Source organism: Streptomyces sp. NPDC041713, from assembly GCF_055591085.1.
In genome coordinates this window covers 54,690-75,280 of record NZ_JBVIZY010000018.1, presented here as the reverse complement: position 1 = coordinate 75,280, position 20,591 = coordinate 54,690, and the positions used below count along the sequence as shown (strand labels likewise).

19 protein-coding genes and 1 pseudogene are annotated in these 20,591 nt (G+C 72.4%); 10 read left to right on the top strand and 10 right to left on the bottom strand.

The annotated features are described in order from the left end of the window. Positions 1-279 precede the first annotated feature (279 nt). The 8 genes and pseudogenes from ureA to ACZ6CV_RS34645 all read left to right on the top strand — a co-directional run. Positions 280-630 (top strand): annotated as a pseudogene (ureA, locus tag ACZ6CV_RS34680) (urease subunit gamma); the annotation flags it as partial. Next, positions 610-1,026 (top strand): urease subunit beta, encoded by a 417-nt coding sequence (locus ACZ6CV_RS34675; protein WP_469255593.1) that lies wholly within the window; start codon positions 610-612, stop codon positions 1,024-1,026. The pseudogene ureA and the gene ACZ6CV_RS34675, both read left to right, overlap by 21 nt. Further along, entirely contained in the window at positions 1,023-3,068 is a 2,046-nt protein-coding gene (ureC, locus tag ACZ6CV_RS34670; RefSeq protein WP_469255528.1) for an urease subunit alpha, read from the top strand. Before ACZ6CV_RS34675 ends, ureC begins: the two co-directional genes overlap by 4 nt. Positions 3,069-3,166: 98 nt before the next feature. Next, positions 3,167-3,841 (top strand): urease accessory protein UreF, encoded by a 675-nt coding sequence (locus tag ACZ6CV_RS34665; RefSeq protein WP_469255527.1) that lies wholly within the window; start codon positions 3,167-3,169, stop codon positions 3,839-3,841. Between the two features lie 29 nt (positions 3,842-3,870). After that, positions 3,871-4,566, top strand: coding sequence for an urease accessory protein UreG (gene ureG / locus ACZ6CV_RS34660; protein ID WP_469255525.1), 696 nt, complete (start codon positions 3,871-3,873; stop codon positions 4,564-4,566). Positions 4,567-4,769: 203 nt separating this feature from the next. Beyond that, positions 4,770-5,468 carry an urease accessory protein UreD gene (locus ACZ6CV_RS34655; protein ID WP_469255524.1) on the top strand — a complete coding sequence of 233 codons (699 nt, stop codon included), beginning with the start codon at positions 4,770-4,772 and terminating at the stop codon, positions 5,466-5,468. Positions 5,469-5,513: 45 nt separating this feature from the next. Then, positions 5,514-5,963 carry an SRPBCC family protein gene (locus ACZ6CV_RS34650; protein ID WP_469255523.1) on the top strand — a complete coding sequence of 150 codons (450 nt, stop codon included), beginning with the start codon at positions 5,514-5,516 and terminating at the stop codon, positions 5,961-5,963. 239 nt (positions 5,964-6,202) lie between these two features. After that, a complete protein-coding gene (locus ACZ6CV_RS34645) occupies positions 6,203-7,267 on the top strand; it encodes an alpha/beta hydrolase (protein WP_469255520.1) in 1,065 nt (354 codons plus the stop codon). Positions 7,268-7,294: 27 nt separating this feature from the next. On the opposite strand, the gene ACZ6CV_RS34640 is transcribed toward ACZ6CV_RS34645, so the two are convergent. Then, a complete protein-coding gene (locus tag ACZ6CV_RS34640; RefSeq protein WP_469255518.1) occupies positions 7,295-8,173 on the bottom strand; it encodes a TSUP family transporter in 879 nt (292 codons plus the stop codon). Positions 8,174-8,258: 85 nt separating this feature from the next. On the opposite strand from ACZ6CV_RS34640, the gene ACZ6CV_RS34635 reads away from it, so the two are divergent. Then, on the top strand, positions 8,259-9,029 hold the full coding sequence (locus ACZ6CV_RS34635; RefSeq protein WP_469255516.1) for an AraC family transcriptional regulator: 771 nt from the start codon (positions 8,259-8,261) through the stop codon (positions 9,027-9,029). On the opposite strand, the gene ACZ6CV_RS34630 is transcribed toward ACZ6CV_RS34635, so the two are convergent. The 8 genes from ACZ6CV_RS34630 to cuyB all read right to left on the bottom strand — a co-directional run bounded on the left by ACZ6CV_RS34630 (position 9,026) and on the right by cuyB (position 17,495). Continuing rightward, on the bottom strand, positions 9,026-9,928 hold the full coding sequence (locus ACZ6CV_RS34630) for an AraC family transcriptional regulator (RefSeq protein ID WP_469255514.1): 903 nt from the start codon (positions 9,926-9,928) through the stop codon (positions 9,026-9,028). The genes ACZ6CV_RS34635 and ACZ6CV_RS34630 overlap by 4 nt on opposite strands. 235 nt (positions 9,929-10,163) lie before the next feature. Next, on the bottom strand, positions 10,164-10,820 hold the full coding sequence (locus ACZ6CV_RS34625) for a M23 family metallopeptidase (protein WP_469255512.1): 657 nt from the start codon (positions 10,818-10,820) through the stop codon (positions 10,164-10,166). Between the two features lie 468 nt (positions 10,821-11,288). Then, the gene (gene menC, locus ACZ6CV_RS34620; protein WP_469255592.1) at positions 11,289-12,356 is read right to left on the bottom strand and encodes an o-succinylbenzoate synthase; all 1,068 of its coding nucleotides are present in this window, start codon (positions 12,354-12,356) and stop codon (positions 11,289-11,291) included. A 41-nt stretch (positions 12,357-12,397) separates the two neighbouring features. After that, complete coding sequence (locus ACZ6CV_RS34615; RefSeq protein WP_469255496.1) at positions 12,398-13,201, bottom strand: GNAT family N-acetyltransferase; 804 nt, start codon at positions 13,199-13,201, stop codon at positions 12,398-12,400. Further along, positions 13,198-14,280, bottom strand: a complete 1,083-nt coding sequence (locus ACZ6CV_RS34610; RefSeq protein ID WP_469255590.1) for a M20 family metallopeptidase — start codon at positions 14,278-14,280, stop codon at positions 13,198-13,200. The genes ACZ6CV_RS34615 and ACZ6CV_RS34610 overlap by 4 nt, the downstream gene beginning before the upstream one ends. Positions 14,281-14,570: 290 nt before the next feature. Further along, a complete protein-coding gene (locus ACZ6CV_RS34605; protein ID WP_469255491.1) occupies positions 14,571-14,798 on the bottom strand; it encodes a hypothetical protein in 228 nt (75 codons plus the stop codon). Between the two features lie 207 nt (positions 14,799-15,005). Continuing rightward, positions 15,006-16,679, bottom strand: coding sequence for a PucR family transcriptional regulator (locus ACZ6CV_RS34600; RefSeq protein ID WP_469255489.1), 1,674 nt, complete (start codon positions 16,677-16,679; stop codon positions 15,006-15,008). A 108-nt stretch (positions 16,680-16,787) separates the two neighbouring features. Beyond that, positions 16,788-17,495, bottom strand: a complete 708-nt coding sequence (gene cuyB, locus ACZ6CV_RS34595) for a cysteate racemase (protein WP_469255487.1) — start codon at positions 17,493-17,495, stop codon at positions 16,788-16,790. A gap of 211 nt (positions 17,496-17,706) precedes the next feature. On the opposite strand from cuyB, the gene ACZ6CV_RS34590 reads away from it, so the two are divergent. Then, on the top strand, positions 17,707-18,846 hold the full coding sequence (locus ACZ6CV_RS34590; protein ID WP_469255485.1) for a hypothetical protein: 1,140 nt from the start codon (positions 17,707-17,709) through the stop codon (positions 18,844-18,846). A 21-nt stretch (positions 18,847-18,867) separates the two neighbouring features. Here the strand turns inward: ACZ6CV_RS34590 and ACZ6CV_RS34585 are convergent, their stop codons facing one another. Then, positions 18,868-20,466 (bottom strand): sigma-70 family RNA polymerase sigma factor, encoded by a 1,599-nt coding sequence (locus tag ACZ6CV_RS34585; RefSeq protein WP_469255483.1) that lies wholly within the window; start codon positions 20,464-20,466, stop codon positions 18,868-18,870. Positions 20,467-20,591: the final 125 nt, after the last annotated feature.

Sequence of the window (20,591 nt, the reverse complement as noted above, 5' to 3'; positions counted from 1 at the left end):
CCGACGCCGACACCCGCCAGGTGGCCCGCCCATCCGCGGTCACGGACGCCATGCCGGAATCTCGCCGGCATGTCGCCCAGCGCCTGGAGTGCCGGTACTACTCGATGAGGGGGTACGCCGGAGGCCCGCTGATCAAGCTACATCCGAAAGTATGAATGGATGCATTGCTTCCCCTTCTATTCCTGCCTGGGTCGTTGAGTCATGAGTGGCGTCCGCACCGGGTTCTCCTTGGGCGACTCGCCGCGCACGTCACGCCGAACCACAGGGAGGAGAACCCGCATGCACCTGACGCCACATGAGCAGGAACGGCTCATGATCCGTGCCGCGGCGGATCTGGCCGAACGACGACTCAGGCGCCAGCCTGATCTCGCACTGAACTACCCGGAGGTCATGGCGCTGTTGGCGGCCTACGTCCTGGAGGAGGCCCGCCACGACACGAAGACGGTCGCCGAGCTCATGGACACCAAGCTGAGCGATGTGGCGAAGTCGCTCAAGATCCCCGGCAAGACCGCCGGCGTCGACTTGACGGACTTCAAGGTCATGGACGGCGTGCGGGAGATGATCCGCGATGTGCAGGTCGAGGCGACGTTCAAGGACGGCACGAAGCTGGTGACCATCCCGGACCCGCTCGGCAAGGCGGACCCTCACGCGAAGGTCTACCCGGGCAAGTACGAACTCCTCCCGGACGACGATCGGCACGCGGTGACGTACAACGCGGACGATCACGAGGACTCCCTGAGGGAGGGGCCGCTGTGGGTGAAGAACACCGCGAAGCGCCCCATCCAGGTCGGCTCCCACTTCCACCTGGGAGACGTCAACACATGCCTCAAGTTCTTCAAGGACGAGGAGTGCACCGACCCGGCCGACGACGACGTGAGGGGGAAGCGGCTGCACATCGCGGCCGGCACGTCGGAGCGGATCGAGCCCGAACACGTATGCAGGGTGTGGGTGGTGCCCATCAAGGGAGACCACCTGGTCAAGGGCCTTCGAGTCAAGGATTCGAGTGAGTGGCAGGTGGCCCCATGAGTGATGGCTCCAGTGGGACGAGTGGTGTCGCGCAGTCGACGCCGAGCGAGCTCAGCTTCACCGTGCGCCCTCCGGTGCCGCTGTGGCGGAAGGATTACGCCACGCTGTACGGCCCGACGAAGGGCGACCGGGTCAGGCTCGCCGACACGAATCTGATCGTCGAGATCGAGGAGGACTGGTGCGGGGGGCCGGGCCGTAGCGGCGACGAGATGCTGTTCGGCGGCGGCAAGGTCATCCGGGAGTCGATGGGCCAGTCGCATTTCCCCAGGGGCGACGCCACGCACAAGCCGGTGGACACAGTGATCACCGGTGCGCTGATCATCGACTACTGGGGTGTGGTGAAGGCCGACGTCGGCCTGCGAGACGGCGAGATCAAGGCGATCGGGCAGGCTTACAACCCGGAAACGATGACTCCGAAGCCCTACCCGGCCGAGGAGAACCGGGGTGGGCGTGCCTCGCACTTCGTGGTGGGGCCGGAAACCGAGGTGATCTCCGGCAACGGGCGGATCCTGACCGCGGGCGGCATCGACACCCATGTGCACTTCATCGGCCCCGGGCAGATCCACGAGGCACTCGCTTCGGGGGTGACCACGCTCATCGGCGGCGGTACCGGCCCCGCGGAAGGCAGCCGGGCCACCACCGTGACGCCCGGCGAGTGGCACCTCCGGCGGACGTTCGAGGCCCTGGACGCCTACCCGGTCAACATCGGCTTGTTCGGCAAGGGCGGCACGATCTCCTACCAGGCGCTGGAGGCCCAGATCAAGGCCGGCGCCATCGGCCTCAAGGTCCACGAGGACTGGGGAGCCACCCCTGCGGCCATCGACAAGGCGCTGGAGATCTGTGACGACTACCACGCCCAAGTCGCCCTGCACGCCGACTCGATGAACGAGTCCGGGTTCGTCGAGGACACCTTCGACGCCACCAAGAATCCCAAGACCGGCAAGCCCCGGGGCATTCACGTCTTCCACGTCGAAGGCGCCGGCGGCGGCCACGCACCGGACATCATGAAGCTGGTGGGCAAGGGCTACGAAAGCGTCCTGCCCGCGTCGACCAACCCGACCCGGCCCCTGACGGTCAACACGGTCGCCGAGCACATGTACATGATGGTCATCTGCCATCACCTCAACCTCGAGGTCCCCGCGGACAAGTCGTACGCCGACTCGCGTATCCGGCCCTCCACCATGGCCGCCGAGGACTGGCTGCACGACACCGGTGCCATCTCGATGATGTCCTCCGACTCGCAGGCCATGGGGCGTATCGGCGAGATGATCCTGCGGACCTGGCAGACCGCGCACGTCATGAAGAAGCGCCGCGGCCCTCTGCCGCAGGACACCGACCGGCACGACAACTACCGCGTCAGGCGCTACATCGCCAAGTACACGGTCAACCCGGCCATCGCCCATGGCATCGACGACCATGTCGGCTCCGTCGAGCCGGCCGGCTCCGGTGGCACCGCCAAGGTCGCCGATCTGGTGCTGTGGGAGCCGAAGTTCTTCGGCGTCAAGCCGCACATGATCATCAAGGGCGGACAGATCGCCTACGCGCAGCTCGGTGACGCCAACGCGTCGATCCCGACACCGCAGCCGTACCTGCCCCGCCCGGTATGGGGAGCATGCGGCCGGGCCCCGGGAGGCAACTCCTTCAACTTCGTGGTGCCCGAGGCGGTCGGCATCAAGAAGACGTACAACCTGACCAAGGGGGTGAAGAAAACCAAATCCACTCGTGGCGTCACCAAGCAGAGCATGCAGCTCAACGACGAGTCGCCGGAGATCGAGATCGGCCCCGAGACCTTCCAGGTCACCATCGGCGAGGGTGCGGGCACGGGCACGGGTACGGGTACAGAACCCGGCACAGGGGAACCGGGCGCGAACAGGGGCACGACGACTGATGCCCGCACCGTGCTGAAGAAGGCCCTTCCGGATGGTGCCGACGACGATGACGAGCCCGACGACAAGCTGATGTTCGACAAGGATCATCCGCACAAGGATCCGGAGCTCTACGAGACCGAACTGCCCATGGCACAGCGGTACTTCCTCTTCTGAGCGCGCCATCGGTCCGGCGGCGCTCCGCCGCCGGACCACCTGCTCGGGAAGTCCCTCCTCCCAAGGTCCGTACCTGTGAAAGGCAGGCCACCGTTCCCATGAGCCATGCCGCCCTGCTCGTCCTGGCCGACGGCCGTTTCCCCGCCGGTGGGCACGCCCACTCCGGCGGTGTGGAGGTTGCGGTCGCCTCGCACGGGGTGCACGACGCCGCAAGCCTGGAGGCGTTCTGCCGGGGCCGCCTGCACACCGCCGGGCTGACCGCGGCCGGCCTCGCCGCCGCGGCCGCCACCGGCTACGACCCGATGGCGCTGGACGAGGCCGCCGACGCACGCACCCCCGCACCGGCACTGCGGCAGGTCGCCCGCAAGCTCGGCCGGCAGATGCTGCGTGCCGCCCGGGCCGCTTGGCCCTGCTCCGCGCTCGACCAGATCGCCCACCACCTGCCGCAGGGCGCACACCAGCCGGTGGTCCTGGGCGTCGCCGCCCGCGCCGCCGGCCTGACCCCGCTCGATGCCGCCCAGTGTGCCGCGTACGAGAGCATCGGCGGCCCGGCGACGGCGGCGGTGCGGCTGCTGAGTCTCGACCCGTTCGACGCGACCGCCCTGCTCGCCCGGCTCGCCGGCGAACTCGACGACGTCGCCCACACCGCCGCCGGCGCGGCGGCACGGCTCGCCACCGACGGTGTCGGAGTCCTGCCCGCCGCGTCCTCGCCGCTCCTCGACATCACCGGCGAACAGCACGCCGCCTGGCCCATGCGGCTCTTCGCCTCCTGACACCGCCCCCATACCGTTCGGAGAACGCCGTGCACCTCGACCACGCCACGACCCTGCCGCACCACCACACCCCCAGCGCCGAGGCACTGCGTCCCGACGGCAAGCGCCGCGCCCTGCGTATCGGCCTCGGCGGGCCCGTCGGTTCCGGCAAGACCGCCACCGTCGCCGCGCTGTGCCGCGCCCTGCGTGACCGGCTGTCCATCGCGGTCGTCACCAACGACATCTACACCCGCGAGGACGCCGAGTTCCTGCTCCGAGAAGCCGTGCTGCCGCCGGAGCGCATCACCGCCGTCGAGACCGGCGCCTGTCCGCACACCGCGATCCGCGACGACATCTCCGCCAACCTCGAAGCCGTCGAACAGCTGGAGGAGACGCTGCCCTCACTGGATCTGGTCCTCATCGAGTCCGGCGGCGACAACCTCACCGCCACCTTCTCCAAGGGCCTGATCGACCACCAGGTGTTCGTCATCGACGTCTCCAGCGGTGACGACATCCCCCGCAAGGGCGGCCCCGGCATCACCACCGCCGACCTCCTCGTCATCAACAAGACCGACCTCGCCCCCTATGTCGGCGCGGACCTGGACACCATGGCCGCCGACGCCGGCCGGCAGCGCGGCGACCTGCCCGTGGTCTTCACCAGCCTGGCCGCGGACGACGGTATCCGGCCCGTCGCTGACTGGGTCAACGGCTGCCTGGCCGCCTGGCGGACCGAGGCCGCCGTATGACAGCCACCGCACCTCACCCGAGCCCGCCCCCCACAACGGCGCCCCCCGCGCCGACCGCCGCGGGAAGCGAGGCGGACAGCGGTCGGACAGACGGAAGGCATGGGGACGGGCGAGTGCTACCAACGGACCCCGAACACTCCGGAGTCCGGGCCACCGCCGTCATCAAAGCCGCCCGCCACGGCTCCACCACGACCGTGCCGCTCATGCGCAACAGCGGCCCCTTCCATCTGCACCAGACGCAACCCCACGACGGGTGGGCCCGGGTCAGCGTGATCAGCTCCATGTGCGCACCGCTCGGCGGGGACCGGCTCGCCCTCGACATCACCGCCGAGGAACACGCCAGGTTGGAGGTGACCACGCCGACCGCCACCATCGCGCTGCCCGGCGCCACCGCCACACCCGCCACTTACGACGTCCGCCTCACCGTCGCCGACCACGCCATGCTGACCTGGCTGCCCAAGCCCCTGATCAGCGCCTCGGGCAGCACCCTGCACCAGACCTGCACGGTCGACCTCTCATCCACCGCCGCCGTCCTGCTGCGTGAGGAGCAACTCCTCGGCCGCACGGCCGAACCCCCGGGCCACCTCACCACCCGTCTCACCGTGCACCGCGGCGGGCGCCCCGTCCTGGACCAGCACACCGCCTACGGCGGAACGGCACCGGCCTGGGACGGCCCCGCCGTGCTGGGCGGACACCGCGCCGCCGGCCAGCTCCTCGTCGTGGACCCCCACCTCACCACCGACCATCCATCGATCCTCATCGGCGACGATCCCGAGAAGGGCCACGCCGTTCTCACCCCGCTCGCCCAGCACCCCGCCTGCCTGGCCACCGCCACCGCCACCACCCTCCACCAGGTGAGCAAGCTCCTCGACACCGCGCTCGCACACATCCGCGCCATGTAATGGGCCCATCACGCATCCCGTCCCGCCCCCCTCTAGGATGGTCCGGTGCCGCATTTCGAGATCGTGACCGCCGTCGCCGCGCCCCCGGAGCGGGTGTTCGATGCGTGCCTTGATGTGGAGGCGCATACGCAGTCGATGGCCGATTCGTCGGAGCGGGCGGTCGGCGGGAGGACACGAGGCGGTCTCTCGCTCGGCGACACGGTGACCTTCGAAGCCCGCCACTTCGGTCTGACCTGGCGGCTCACGGCCCGCGTCACGTCGTACGACGCGCCCCGATGCTTCGTGGACGAGCAGGAGAGCGGCCCGTTCAAGCGATGGCATCACAGCCATCACTTCGAGCCGGACGGCACCGGCGGCACCGTGATGAGGGACGTCATCGAATTCGCCTCGCCGCTCGGACTTCTCGGCCGCATCGCCGACCGCACGGTCCTGCGCTGGTACATGCCCCGCCTCATCAGGACCCGCAACGCCTATCTCGCGGGCGCTCTGCGCTGAGCCCGGATTGCTGATCACTCCGCTTCCGGGGCCAGGGGCTGCCCTCATTTGGTAAACCACCGCGGTACTCGATCTCCAACCTCGGTGGTATGTGGGCGCGTTACCGCGGCGATAGCGTCGAAGCGCTGTTGGCGGCGGGGCGCGGCCCCGGGGCGTGGAGTGGAGTGGTGGGGGCCATGCGGTGGCGGAGAAGATCCTTCGAGGCGTTCCTTACGGCCACTGCGCTGGCCCTAGGCCTGATGCTCCCCAGGGTCTTCGCCCCGCCCGCCCGGGCCGCCGTGAGCTGCCCGGACATCGGGTCCGGTGACACGAACGGCCTCGCCCTGCGGGACTGGCGGCCCGCGCCGGACGGGCAGGTCTGTGAGGCGGAGTTCACCACCGGGGCGCTGTTCACCCCGCGCGGTCCCGGGGCGCCGCAGATCGCCCCGGTCCAAAGGCCCGTACGGGTCCGTGTCCATCTGCCCGCGGACTACAGCCCGTCGGCGGAGTACCCGGTGCTCTACCTGCTCCACGGCGGCGCCGCCGACTACGAGCAGTGGACCAGCGGCGGCGGCAACGCCGTCCGCAGCATCACGCGGGCCGGCTTCAAGGACATCGTCGTGATGCCCGAGGGCGGCAAAGTCGGCTTCTACTCCGACTGGGACGGATACACCTACGGCAACGTCACACCGCAGTGGGAGACCTTCCACATCAAGCAGTTGGTGCCCTGGATCGACGCGCACTTCGCCACCTCCGGCCGCCGCGCCGTCGCCGGCATCTCCATGGGCGGCTACGGCGCGTTGAAGTACGCGGCCCAGCACCCCGACCTGTTCAGCGCCGTCGGCGCCTTCTCCGGCGGCACGGACATCCGGCGCCCCGACCACCAGCAGATCGTCGACGAGGGCACCACGCTCTACGGGGCGCGGTTCTGGTGGCACGGCTCGGGCAGTGACGTGGGGAACTACTGGAAGTACCTGTTCCCCGGCAACCCCGACGCGCTACGCCGTACCGAGCTGGTCTTCGGGCCGCAGTCCGGTTGGCCCGCGTTCAACCCGGCCCAGGTGGCGCAGGGCCGCCCCGAGGCGTACCGGTCGTACCGGGGCCGGATGGCGCTCTACGCCGGCCGCAACGAGGATCCGTACGCCTGGAACAACGCGCTGCACACGGTTCTGAAGCAGCAGAGCGTCCCGCATCGCTACTGCTCGGGACCCGGCGGCCACGACTTCTCCACCTGGACGCCCGCGCTGGAGCACTTCCTCCGTTTCGCCTTCGGCTCCGCGCCCGCCGCGTGCCCGGACGCCGCCGGCTGGCGGCGGGAACCCTGAGTCCAGGGCCGCGCCCGCCCTCCCGCCTCACGCGAGGAACAGCATCGCCAGAGCCACCAGGGCGAGCAGCCCGATGTACGCCCAGGCATGGGCCCGGTCGGGTATCCGGGGCGGTCGCCTGCGCAGCACCGCGATGACCGGCAGCGCCCCGGCCAGCAGGGCCGCGGCGGCGCCGACGTCGAGCAGACCCACCAAGTGGCCCCGCGCATTCGTGGCGGTGGGGACCGCGGCCGCCGCCAGCGAGACCGCGGTGGCGGGCAGCGCGATGGCGAGGGTCAGCGGGTTGGCCAGCGAGGTCGCCACCCGCATCGGATGGCCGGCCCGCCGCATCGCGGGCACGGTCATCACACTGCCGCCCACACCGAGGAAGGCGGCCACGGCGCCGATCGGCGCACCGACGGCGGCCGGCAGCGGACGCGGACCGCCGCCCGTCTCCGCACGGTCCGACGCCGCACCGCTCGTCTCCGCACGGTTCGTCTCTGAACCGCCCGACTCCGCGCCGCCCGAGTACGGGCGCGTAAACCCGGGGCGCAGGAACCCCGGGCGCAGCAACAAGTCGGCGATGGTGAGCAGCACGTACGCGACGAACGCCCAGCGGGCCAGACCGTCCGGCGTGAACCGGGTGGCGAACGCTCCGGCCGCGCCCCCGGCCGCGAGGAGAACGAGCAGCAGGCCACTGCCGCGCAGCGCGAGCAGCACGCGTCGCGGCGTGACGGCCGTCGCGAACCCGGCGTTCACCACCATCACCAGGGCCGAGGTGGCCGTCGCCACCCGCATCGCGTCACCGCCGAGCGAGGCGTCCGCCGCCGCCACGACCGGCACGGCCACGAACCCGCCCCCGAAACCGAACAGCACCGTCGTCACCCCGGTGAGGAGCCCCACGCCGACCAACATCACGTAGTCCATGGACCTCACCCCACCAGCCCCACCCGGCCGCCCGCATGCGATGGTCGGCACCGTTCTTTCGCGAGTCGGCCACTAGGGTGGCGGGGTGAGGAACGTCCCCCTGGCTGAGGTCGACCACGTCGACCGGGCCGTCCTGCCGATCGGCACCGACTACGCCCCCGGCCACGTACTGGACTGGCACGAACACCGGCGCGCCCAGTTCCTCTACGGCGCCACCGGCGTCATGGCCGTCGACACCGCCGAGGGGGCCTGGACGGTTCCGCCCGAGCGCGCCGTACTGATCTCGCCCGCCACCCGGCACCGGGTCCGCATGCTGGGCGTGAGCACCCGCAGCCTGTACATCGAACCGCGCGCCGTCCCCTGGTGGCCCACCACCTGCACCGTCGTGGACGTGCCGCCGCTCCTGCGCGAACTGCTCCTGGCCGCCGCCGAGTTCGAGCCCGATTACCGGCTGTCCGGCCGGGAGGGAACCATCGCCGCGCTCCTCCTGTACGAGATCGCCGAGCGCGCCCCGCTCCCTTTCCACGTGGGCATGCCCGCCTCCGCCGACCTCGCACGGCTGTGCCGTGCCTACCTGGACGCCCCGGACCCCGACGTCACCAACGCCACCTGGGCCGCCGCGGCCGCCCTGAGCGAACGCGCCTTCACCCGGCGCTTCCGGGCCGAAACGGGCGACAGCCCCGCCGTGTGGCGGGGCCGCGCCCGTCTGCTGGCGGCGGTACCGCTCCTGGGCACCGCCTCGGTCAGCGACGTCGGCGGCCGGATCGGCTACTCCTCGCCGGCGGCCTTCACCGCGGCGTTCACGCGCGCCTTCGGCGTACCGCCGTCCCGCTTCGCCGTGAGGCGCACGCGTTAGCCCCGCTCCAGCTCCACGGGCAGCCACAGCTCGGCGTCACCCTCGGCCCCGGTCCCGGTCCCGGTCCCGGTCCCGGTCCCGGTCCCGCCTTCCGGCATCCGCATCCGCAGGAGTTCCGGGCCGGGGCGGCTGCGGTACGGGTTGGACGGGAACCACTCGGTGAACACGTCCCGCCACAGATACTGCACGGTCTCCGGCATCGGCCCCGAGGCAGTGAAGACCGCCCACGTGCCGGCCGGGACGGACAGCTCCGCCGCGCCCTCAGGAGCGGCCGCAGCCGTGATCACCCCCTGGTAGTAGTCGAGTTCGGTGCCCTCGGCGCGGCTCGGGTCCAGGTCGTCGCAGACGGCGAGGACGCCCCGCGGCTCCTGGTCCGACAGCTTCTCCAGACGCTCCACGTCCTCCCGCGGGATCCCGCGGACGAAGTCGATGATCGCCTGGTTCGGTCCCGCGTGCACCAGCGGCACCCGGGCCTTGTGGCCGACCACGGTGAAGGCCGGCTTGTCCACTACGCGATGGCGCATGTTGCTGCTCCCCTCGATGGTGAGACGGAAGGTCATCCGGGACTGGGAGCTGAGCACGGCTCCGGTGCGTCGGGCCTCGCCGGGCCCGACGCCGTGCATGGCGCGGAACGCGCGGGCGAACGCCTCGCCCGAGCCGTAGCCGTGGCGGACCGCGATCTCCAGCAGCGTGTCCCGCCCGGCGAGCACCTCGGCGCCCGCGAGGGTGAGCCGCCTGCGCCGGATGTACTCCGACAGCGGCATGCCCGCGAGCGCCGAGAACATCCGGCGCAGGTGGTACTCCGAAGTGGCTGCCACCCGCGCCGTCTCCGCCATGTCGACGGACTCGCCGAGGTGGCGCTCGATGTGCTCCATGGCCTCGTTCAGCCGCTCCAGCACGCCCGGACTCCTTCCTTTCCTGTGATCACCACGCTAGGGAGCGCGCATGGTGTCGGACCCGACATTCTGTGCCCGATGCGGTCGGGTGCCGCGCAGGAGACAGGACGGGCCGCGCGGAGGAGGGGACGGCCGCGCGGAGGAGGGGACGGGCCGCGCGCGAACGCGCATCACCGTGCGCTGCGCGGGACCTCGGGCCGGGGCCGGCCCTTCGACCGTCGCACCGGCCCCACGGCGGTCACCAGAGGTGGGCGCCCCGCCGGGCCAGGTACCGGTAGGGGTTGATGTCCGAGCCGTACTGCCGCCGGGCTCTGATCTCCAGGTGAAGGTGGGGTCCGGTGGCGCGCCCGGTGCTGCCGCTGCTCCCGAGCCGCGTGCCGGCGCGGACATGGGAGCCCTGCCGCACCCGGATGCTGGAGAGGTGCCCGTACACGGCGTAGTGCCCGTCGGACATCCGTACGGTCACGGCCTTGCCGTATGCGCCGGACCAGCGGGCAAGCACGACGACCCCGGCGCCCACCGCGTACACGGGGGTGCCGCGGGGGACCGCGAGGTCGACACCGGTGTGGTGGCCTGCGGACCAGTTGCCGCGGGCGCCGTAGCGGGTGGTGACCCGGAAGTGGCGGCGCAGCGGCAGTCTGAACCGTGGGCGTGGGCCCTCCGGGGGGAGCCCGCGGGCGTCGTCCTCCGGGAGCGCCGCGTCGGCCTCGGCGAGCGCCGCCTCGAAGTCGGGATCGTAGGTGGCCGGACAGGCGCCGTCGGGCTCCTCCTGGTCGACCCGGGGCGCGGCCGCCCCCGCGGAGAGGACGCCGCCGGTGAGGAGCGCCGCCGCCATGCCCAGTGCGTCACGTCGTGTGGTGCCCGCTTGGCGCGGGCTGTCTATGTGGTAGCCCATACCTCCGACAGCAGACCGTCCGGAGCGGCGGCCCGCACCCCGGCTGGGCCATCCGGTGTACGTGACCGAGGGTGCGCGGCGCGCCTTCCGGGGTCCTGTCACCGGGGCCCGGACCGGCCGGTTCCCCATAACCGACCGGACTGGCGCTCAGTAGGAACTGATATTGGACGCCGTCCGAATGCCGGGAAGATACTGACGGGGTTCATCGTGGTCGGCATCCGTTCCGCCACGGTGAAGTGCAGGGAATGGGCGGTCATTTCGCGACCGTTGCCGCGGGGGGCGGTCGCGCCGTGAGGAGTTCGGGGGGCTCTGACGGAGGCCAGGTCCGTGCCGCCCGCGGTATGGCCTCCGGTGGGCCCCGGCCGGCGCGGGGCGACGAGGTGTCGCCGTCGCCTGCCCGTCAGGCGGTCGACGGGCGATCCCCTGCCTCGCAGGGCGTTCGCCTGCCTCATTGAGCGTTCCCCTACCTCATAGAGCGATCCACTCGGTCGCGGTGGTCACCTCGTCGAGGACGTCCGGAAGGGGTTCCGTCCCGAGTCCGGGGCCGGTGGGCACGTCGAGGTGTCCGTCCGCGAGGACGAACGGCTCGGTGATGTCGGTCGCGAAGTAGCGGTGCGAGCCGGAGGTGTCGCCGGGCAGGGTGAAGCCGGGCAGCGCGGCGAGCGCCACGTTCGCGGCGCGTCCGATGCCGGTCTCCAGCATGCCGCCGCACCACACGGGAACGCCGTGCGCGCGGGCGAGGTCGTGGATGCGGCGGGCCTCCAGATAGCCGCCGACCCGGGCCGGCTTGACGTTGATGATGGAGCAGGCCCCCAGGGAGATCGCCGCGGCCGCGTGGGCGGCGGACTCGATGGACTCGTCGAGACAGATCGGCGTGCGCAGGATTTTGGCCAGCTGGGCATGCTGCACCATGTCGTCGTTGGCGAGCGGCTGTTCGATGAGCAGCAGGCCGAAGTCGTCCAGCTTGGCGAGGTGTTGGGCGTCCACGAGCGTGTACGCGGCGTTGGCGTCCACCTGCAACAGCAGATCGTCCCCGAAGCGTTCGCGGACCGCGCGGACGGGTTCGACGTCCCAGCCCGGCTCGATCTTCAGCTTGATCCGCACATAGCCCTCGGCGACATAGCGCTCGACGGCGTCGAGGAGCTGGGGGGCCGAGTCCATGATGCCCACCGAGACCCCGCACGGAACGCGGTCCCGCGAAGCCCCGAGATACGACCCGAACGATTCCCCGGTACGCCGTAGTTGGGCGTCGAGCACCGCGCTCTCCAGGGCCGACTTCGCCATGTGGTGGCCGGTGAACGGAGCCAGCGCCCGCCCCACCGCCGCGGCGTCCACGCCCTCCTTGGGCAGCGCGGGAACGAGGAACTTGCGCAGCACGTCCTGGGCTCCGTCGACGTACTCGCTGCAGTAGCGCGGCTCCGACATCGCGGCGCACTCGGCCCAGCCCTCGCCGTCGGGCGTGACGACCCGCACGAGAAGGACGTCACGGTTCGTCTCGACCCCGAAAGACGTACGGAACGGCGCCACGAGCGGCATCGCGATCCGGCGCAGTTCGATGCCGGAGATCTTCGTCTTGGTCACTGTTCGCTCCCGGTGGGCAGGTGGGCGGGGGTGGTCTGGAGGCGCTGGACGACATAGCTGCGCCGGTCGTGGAAGCCGACCACGCGGGCGCCGTCGGCCAGCAGTCCGCCGAGGGTCCTGCGGACGGCCATCCGCCAGGCGCGGGCGGCCGATGCGTCGGTGCGGCGCAGCGCCTCGATGTCGTCCGGCAGGTCGACGAGCACGAACTCGGCGCCCGTCTCCGTCAGTTCGGGGTGCCCGTCGCGGTCGCGCACGGCGTGTGCGGCGTCGGCGGGCAGCGGGACGCCGTCGGCACGGGCGGCCGGGAGCGGGGTCGACAGGTCCCAGGCGGCGAGGACCCGGTCCGACTCGTCGCCGCCGTTGATGGCGTCGTCCATGGCGCCGTAGAACGACTCCAGGTACTCCTCGGGGCGCGCCTCGAGTTTGGTCAGGTTGAAGTGGGCGTTGCGCCGGATCAGCGGGTCGTACGTCCACGTGATGCGCTTCAGGCCGCGCTCCAGGGCCCACTGGCGTTGGTGCAGTTTGAGGGCGAGGCCGACGCCGCGCCCCTGTTCGGCGCCCGTGATGTGGGAGTGCAGGGTGGTGCCCGCGGGCTCCCCGAAGAAGGCGACGGACGCGCCGGTCAGCCGGCCCTCCTCGTACGCCCCGGCGACGTAGTTCCCGGCGTGGGCGAGCGCGCGCATCACCTCGGCGGAGACCGGCGCCGTGCTCGGGTCGGTGCCCCAGATGCCGGCGTAGAGACGGCTGACGGCCTCGAACTCCGCCACGGTGTGCAGCGCCCGGATGTCGAGGAGGCTCACAGCAGCGCCCCCACGAGGCCGGCGAGGAGCCCGGCGCGCTCCGGCATGGCCTCGGTCACCACGTGCTCGTGGGCGGCGTGGGCGCCGTCGCCGACGGCACCGAGGCCGTCGAGGGTCGGACAGCCGACGCCCGCGCTGTAGTTGCCGTCGGACGCGCCGCCGACGGCAGCCTGCCGCAGCGGGCCGAGTCCCGAGCGGACGGCCACCTCGTCGGCAAGCTGGAACAGCTCGCGCGAGGCCTCCGGGTCGAGCGGCGGACGGTTGGGTCCGCCGTCGACCCGCAGCCGGGCCTCGGGGTGGTGCGGCGTGAGCCCCCGCAGGAGAGCGTCGACCGCTTGCTGCGCCGCCGGGGTGGGGACCCGGACGTCGAGGGACAGTTCGGCGCGGGCCGGGACGGTGTTGGTGGTCGTGCCGGCCGACATCACCGTCGGGGTGATCGTCGTTCCCGGCCCGGTGCGGGCGGTCACCGTGTCGGTGATGTCCTGCAGGGCGAGCAGGTGGCGGGCGAGTTCGGTGGCCGCGTTGACGCCCTTCTCGGGGTCGAGGCCGGAGTGGGCCGCGCGGCCGTGCACCGTGAGGTCGTAGTGGGAGACGCCCTTGCGGGCGGTCTTGAGGGCGCCGCCGGCCGCCGACGCCTCCAGGACGAGGGCCGCACGGCAGGCGCGCGCCGTGTCCTCGATGAGCGCGCGGGACGTGTCCGAGCCGACCTCCTCGTCACCGGTGACGAGCACACAGACGCCGTCGAGGGAGGGCAGCAGGGAGAGTGCGTGGAACATCTGCACCAGCCCCGCCTTCATGTCGAAGACGCCGGGCCCGCGCGCGACGCCGTCACGTACCGAGAACGGATGGGTCGTCAGGGTGCCCATGGGCCAGACGGTGTCGTGGTGACCGAGGAGCAGGACGCGCGGGGTGCCGAAGGTCCACTGCAGATGCGTCACGCCGCCGGTCACCAGCGTCCGGGGCCGCGCGCCGAGCAGCCGGGCGCCCTGCTCCGCGACGACCCGGGCGCTGCGGGCCACGGCCTCGTGGTCGGCGGAGTAGGACTCGCAGGAGACGAGTTCTTCGAGGTCGTCGAGCATGGCGCCGAGCGGCGGCGGCGCGGGACGGGAAACGTGGTCGGCCTGCACGGGGGACTCCTCCAGATGGTGGGATGACCGCCACGCTAAGGATGCGGCCGGAAGCGGAGTTGGTACGAGGAACAGAACGTCGGGCGCGGATTCGTACGGGGGACCGAAGCGGACCGGAGTGGGGCCGGGGGAGCGGGCGCGTTGCGCGGTGATCGCAGGTCCTGCCGCCCTCCGCGAGCGCATGACCCGCCGCCCGGCGGTGGCGCGACCCGCCGGGCAACGGCGGACGTCAGCCCGTGGGGTCACCAGCGGTCGAGCAGCGCGGCCGTGACCAGCGGCATGCCGGCCGGACCTTCGAGGCCGGGGAAGTCGAAGAGCGGGTCCTCGTCGTCGAGGGACTCGCAGCACGGCGGCGTGAGGTCGACCATGGCTTCCTGGATGAAGTCGGCGCCGATGCCGACATGGTCGATCCCCGCCACGGAGGCGACCGGGATGAACTTGCCGCAGATCACCCCGCCCGTGGCGGCCACACCGCGCAGCTGATCTTCGGTGAGGTTGCGCGCCGGGCGAAGGTGTAGCTCCGAATCGGCCGCGCGGAGGTCAGCTGGTACGGGCCGGAGCCGGAGGTGCCGTGTGCGAGCCGGGAGCGCTCCTTCAGGCCCGCGCCGCAGACGATGAACAGGTAGCGGGTGCTCGGCAGGATGAACGCGAACGGCGCGCGGAGTCGGCACAGGCCCTCACGCCGAGGCGCGCCGCTCCGACGCCGCCCCGCCACCCTGGTCGTACAGCCCCATCAACCGCAGCTCCAGCATCGCGGCGAACCGCGCCGACGGATCCTGCAGGTCGATCTCGCCGACCTCGGCGACCCGGCGGATCCGGTAGCGGAAGGTGTTGGGGTGGACGAACACGCTCGCCGACGCGGAGATCACGTCGCCGAACGCGTCCAGCCACGCCCGCAGCGTCTCGACCAGATGCGCGTTGTGCCGCCGGTCGTAGGCCACCAGGCGGGCGATGGGCCCCGACAGTTCGTCACGGTTGGCGATCGCCAGATCCCGCATCTCGATCAGCAGCGCGTCGATGTACACGTCCCCGATGGCGGCGACCCGCCGCGTGCCCCGGTCGGCGAACAACACGCGCAGCGCCCGGTCCGCGTTGGCCCGCGAGCGGGCGAGCGCCGCGGGCTCGGGCGCCACCGAGCCGATCCCGACGACCGCGCCCGTCCGGTCACCGGTGCGCTGCAGGAAGTTCGCCGCCACCTGCACGGCCCGCTCCCGCGCCGCCGCCGAGTCGTCCGGCACGGGAAACAGCGCGTACGCCACATCGCCCAGCAGCGCCACCGCCGACCGCGGCTGCACCGCCGTCAGATGCACGGCGAGCGCACTGGCCAGCCGCTGGCGCTCCGCGGTGAGGTGGGCGTGGTCGCCGTCCGCCGCCGGTTCGAGCCCCAGGGCGAGTACGAGGACCGGGCCGTCGGCGAGCCCCAGGCGGCTCAGCGCCTCGACCGCCCCGGAGCCGCCCTCCAGCGCCGTCGTCACCAGGTCGGCGCGGAGCCGGTGTTCGGCGTCGGCGCCCGCGCGAAAGCGCAGCATGTGCAGGGCGACCAGTTTGGCCGCCTCCTGGAAGGCCTCCTCCCGCTCCGGGGTGAGCGGCGTGCGCAGCGTCGCCCACACCGAGCCGAGGATCTCGTCTCCCGCCCGCACGGCGACCGCCATGCGCGGCAGCGCGACCTCGTCGCCCACGGTCGGCGGCGGGATGTGCACGGGCTGCTCGCTGCGGTACAGCTCCTTGAAGACCCCGTGCTCCTCGTGGACGCGCAGATACCGCTCGGGCACCCGGCGGGCCAGGATGCTCGCCACCCGGGGCGCGTCCGCCTCGTCCTGGCGTCCGGAGAAGGCCAGGATGCGCGACCGGCGGTCCTCGATGGTGATCGGCGCGTCAAGCAGCGTCGCGATGGCGTTCGCCAGCGCGAAAAGGTCCCCGGACGGCACCCCGCCCAACGTCTGCCGGTCCGCCCCGCCCACGTCGTCCTCGGACAGCAACGTCCGCAGCATGGCGGCCAGTTGGGCCCACGACGCGCCGCGCGCGAGCGCCAGCACGGCGATGCCCGTCTCGGCGGCCACGGCTTCGAGCTCCGCGCCCTCCACGGGGCCGCGCACGACCAGGGCGGCCGCGCCCGCGCCGGACAGCCGGCGCATCAGCCGCGCGGTCTCCTCCGCTCCGTGCACCCCCACGCCGAGCACGACGGCGCGCTCCGGATGGAACTGCTCGTCGTGCGGATCGTGGATGCCGACGCCGCCGAGCTCCGTCGCGGACGCCGGGTCGCCGTGGACCAGATCGAGGAGGCCGGGGCCGAGGTCCTCGAGCACCCTGCTCAGGCCGCGGGCGGGGTGCGTCGACATGTGCCTGATCATCTCCGCAGGTTAGGACCGGCGCGGACCCGTTCGTCCGTACGCATGTACGAGATTACGCACCCGTTCCCGTCCCCCGGAACGAAGGCCGGCCGAAACGGGCCGAGACCGTCACCACAACCGTGTCAGGACACGGTCCGCGAGGGCCTCGGCCGAGTCGACCAGCGGCAGCACCCGCGTCGCCGCGCCGGCGACCAGCGGGATCTCCGTACAGGCGGCGACGACCACCTGCGCGCCCTGGTCGCGGAGGGACTGCGCCGCCGTCCCGATCCGGTGGACGGCGTCCTCGATGGCCGTCCCCGCCTTGACCGCGCGGATCGCCGGGTCCACCTGCGAGCGTTGCACCGCGTCGGACACCTGCAGCACGCCGAGCTCGAGGCGCGCGCCGGCCTGCTCGTACAGGCCCGCCGCCCGGGTGCCGCGCGTGGCGAGCACCCCCACCCGCTCCACGCCCGCCGCGCTGTCCGCCGCCCGCCGCAGCGCCGCCTCGATCATGTCGATGACCTCCACCCCCGTCACCCTGGTCAGCTGCTCGACATAGGCGTGCGCGGTGTTGCAGGGGATCGCGATACAGGTCGCCCCGGCCGCCCGCAGCCGGCGGGCGTCCTCCACCAGCGCCGGTATCGGCGAGGGCCCCTCGCCGAGCAGCGCCGCGCTCCGGTCCGGCACCGACGGGTCGGCCCACACGACCACCGGCAGATGCCCCTGATCGGAGTCGGCGGGGGTGCGCTCGACCAGCTTCCGGTAGAAGGCGGCCGTGGCGAGCGGACCCATGCCGCCCAGGATTCCCGGCATCGGACGCATGCGTCGCACAGCCATGAGACGTGGCCTTCCGTATCGAGGAGCAGGTGAGCCGATCCTTCGCCATTCGCGGCCGCGCGACATCGTCGCCGACTCCAAGAGCACCGGCGGCAGTTGGGACCGGGGGCCGGAACGGGCCCGTCGGACGGGGACCGGGTGGAGCCCGATGGGCGCGTCGGGCCGAAGATGCGGATACGGTGCTGACGTGCTGATCGAGAAGGAGGGGCCCGTGCCTGGAACCGTGTTGCTCATCGCGGCCGCCCCGGTGGGCAGGGGGCGCCTGGTGGACGCGGCCTCCGTGCTCCCCGTCCTCGCGGCGGTGCCCCCGGAGACCCTGGCCGGAACGCCGACCGCGAGCATCGTGGAACTCGCGGACCCGCTGGACCCGCAGACGGTCCTGACCCGCCTCCGGGCGGCGGCCATGACGCCGGGACCTCTGACGATCTACCTCATCGGGCAGGTCCATCTCGACCGGCGCCAGCGGCAGTTGCACGTCGCGCTGGCCAGGACCACCACGGCGACCGTGCGCTACACCGGGTTCCCCTGGCACTGGATCACTCAGGAACTGCGGCTGCGCCCGGCGGGCAGCACCACCATCCTCGCCGACCTGCACTCCGACGCGGAGAGCTGGCAAGCCCTCACCGCGCATCCCCTCGACGCCGGGCCCGGCGTCGTCCTGTACGGCCGCGTCGCCCCGCCCGCCCGTCGCCGGACGCCCGCGACCCCCTCGTACATGAAGGCCCTCGCGACGATCCTCCGCAGCGGCCACCGCCCGCCCCTGCCGCAGCTCCACGAGCACGCCGTGGCCCAGGGCCTCGACGAGGGCGCCCAGGACCTGCTGCCGGTCCACGACCCGGGCGCACCTCAGCTCATCACCCCCGCGCCCTCGGCGCCGGCCGCCCCGTCCGTGCCGCAGCGCCCGCTGCCGGCCGACAGCGGCATGGATCCGCACGCGGCGATCACCGCGGCCGTCGAGGCGGGCCGACACGGCGAGGCGGCGGCGCTCGCGGCCTCCTGGGAGCAGAGCGCGCTGCGCATGCACGGCCCCGGCTCGAAGGACGCCATCCACTGGCTGGAGGTACGGGCGGACCTGGCGCGGTTCGCCGGCGACCCGGCGCGCAGCTGCGAGACCTGGCTCGCGGTGGCCTCGGCCCGCCTCACGTCCGGGCAGGCCCCCGACTCCCCGGAGGTGGAGGCCGCCGCGGACCGCGCCCACCACCTGTGGGACCGCGTACGCGACCCCGAGGCCGTCCGCGCCCTTGGCCCCGCCCTGGTCTCCCTGCGCCGGCAGGTGCCCGGCCGGCAGCGCGGCACCCTGCTGCTCGCCCAGCGGCGGCTGGAACAGTTCCACACCCAGCACGTCGGCTGAGCCGCGCGGGGAGGGACTCCGCTAGAGGGCCGTGCCGAAGGCCTGCGTCCACCACGGGCCGCCGGAGCCGTTGTGGATGCCGACGCCGATCTCCTTGAAGTCGCAGTTGAGGATGTTGGCGCGGTGGCCTGCGCTGTTCATCCACGAGTCCATCACCGACGCCGGGGTCTGCTGGCCGCGGGCGATGTTCTCGCCGTACGTGCTCCAGCGGTAGCCGGCCGCGGTGATGCGGTCCCCGGGACCCTTGCCGTCCGGGCTGGTGTGGTCGAAGTAGTCGCGGGCCGCCATGTCGGCGGAGTGGTTGGTGGCGGCCGTGGCGAGCTTGGCGTTGGACCGGACCGGGCCGCAACCCGCCTTCGAGCGCTCGGTGTTGACCAGCGCGACGACCTGCTCGGCGGGGTCGCCCGGCTTCGGGGGCGCGGGGTCGGAAGTGTCGGGCTTCGACGGCTTCGGCTTCGGTTTGTGCGGCGCGGCCGTCGAGCGGCTCGGGGAAGGCTTCGCCTTCTTCTTCGACTTGCTCGGCTTGGGCTTGGTCTTGGAGCTGGGCGATGCGGAGTGCTTGGGGGAGGCGCTCTTCGACGGCGTGGCCGCGGGAGCGGTGTCGGAGGCGGGCGCCGCCGCGGTCGACGGGGCGCTGTCGTCCGTGTCCGGCCCGGTCAGCAGATGCACCGCGGCGCCCCCGATGCCGAGCGCGACGACCGCGGCGGCCACACTCGTCGTACGGCGCCTGCGTCTGGCGCGTTCGCGGCGGGCCTGCGTGCGCGCGGCGACCGGAGCGTCGGCGCCGTGACCGGACGCGAGGGTGGCCGAGCCGACCTCGACGAGGTCCGGCGGCACCACCAGACCGGCGAGCCCGGCGCCCACCGGGACCAGGCCGAGGCCGACCAGCAGCCCCTCGGCGGGGACCAGGTTGGACCAGTGGCCCTCGCAGGCCGCGCAGTCGCGGGCGTGGCGGGCCAGCCGCTTGCGCCACAGCGCCGAGGGCACCCCGTCCCAGCCGACGGTGATCTGCCGGAGCACGGCGCACGGCGGATTGGCGGACAGCGCGCGGACGACGACGCGCGCCGTCTCCAGCTGCGCCTTCATGCGCTGCACCCGCACCGCCGCGTGCTGGGGCGACAGTTCGAGCGCCTCGGCGACCTCGGCGCGGGTCAGCTCACCGGCGGACTCCAGCCACCACAGCGACAGCAGGGCCCGGTCGTCCTCGTCCAGCCAGCGGGTGGCCTCGGCCGTCTCCCGGCGCTGCCCGGAGAGCCCGAGCCGGGTGATGGTGAGATCCACGAAGTCCGCGCCGGGGTCGACGACGTCGTACGCGTCCGCGAGACCGCCACCGGTGGGTATCGCGCCCGACGTGCGCTCCCGCCAGTGGCCGCGTATCTGGTTCATGGTGATGGCGACCAGCCAGCTGCGGAAGTTCTCCGGATCGCGGAGCCCGTCCAGGCCGCCGAGGACACGGAGCATGGTCTCCTGCACCACGTCGTCCACGTCCGTATGCCCGTTCAGGGCTCGCCCGACGATGTTGTAGACCAGCGGCAGATACTCCGCCACCAGCGCGTCCTGCGCCCGCTGGTTCCCGTCCTGCGCTGCTCTGATCATCGCGATGTGGCGTTCGCTGCTCACGCTGTGACCACTTTCTGTGTGGGGGGCCTTCTCCTCCGACACAGAGGAGACGCGCTGCGCCCACCTCGATAACAGAAATGTCCGGGGCAGGGTCTGCTGACCGTATCGAGTGCGGTCTCACCCTC